The organism is Halolamina salina (genome assembly GCF_042678005.1).
Classification (GTDB): Archaea; Halobacteriota; Halobacteria; order Halobacteriales; family Haloferacaceae; genus Halolamina; species Halolamina salina.
Window position 1 is genome coordinate 1 of sequence record NZ_JBHUDH010000204.1, and the last position, 743, is coordinate 743.

Genomic DNA, 743 nt, shown 5'->3' on the forward strand with positions numbered 1-743 from the left:
CGGTGGGTACTCGATTTTTTGGAGATCCCGACTCCGGCGACTCTTTCACTCTGAAGTATTCTCGAGCAAAACATTCGAACTATCCCTCCTCGGGTTAACGATGGGTAGTCTCGTACTCTTGTACTTCGTCTTCCTCTCGTTCTTCCCCGATAATATGACGATGGCATTCATTGAGCCGCTAACTGAAGTCTACCCCTCCAATCAACCCATTGAGCAGACACAGTTAGTGGTAGGCGTGAGTATCGCCATCGCGACCATCGGAATCGCGTATTTTGAAATTAAATCGGATTCGACGTGCCCCGTGTGTCGAAGCCCGTTTGCTCTAGAATCGAAGAAGCAGTTCTTCAAACCCGAGAACCGCGATGTCGTCACCGTCACCCAAAATGGGGATTCGGAGAGAAAAGAAGTCACCTACGGTGTTCATATTCTCCACTGCAAGAGTTGCGGTTCGTGGCACGTCCCCACCAAACGCTGGGAGCGGAGCCTTGAGTCACAAGGATTGTAGCCACCCTGATCGGTAGCGCAGTCCTTCTCATGCAAAGGATGGCGGTTTGTCCTTATTGGGTCAGATATTCTTCAGCCATCGATTTGTGCTTCTCTATATCTTCCTCGGGATATTCAAGATAGTTCGAATTAGACTTGCACCATTTATAATATTCGCTGAGTTCATCATAAAGTTCACTGCCAAGAGCATCAGCATCTTCATCGATATAACGAAACCACCTATGCCATGGAGTTTCTAT

2 protein-coding genes are annotated in these 743 nt (G+C 48.0%); one reads left to right on the top strand and one right to left on the bottom strand.

All coding sequences use genetic code 11. From position 1 onward, the window contains the following. Positions 1–505: hypothetical protein (locus tag ACFR9S_RS14465; RefSeq protein ID WP_379818942.1), on the top strand; the 505-nt coding region annotated here is incomplete at its 5' end. A gap of 52 nt (positions 506–557) precedes the next feature. Here ACFR9S_RS14465 and ACFR9S_RS14470 read toward each other — a convergent pair. Then, on the bottom strand, positions 558–743 hold a 186-nt coding region (locus tag ACFR9S_RS14470; protein ID WP_379818943.1), incomplete at its 5' end, for a hypothetical protein.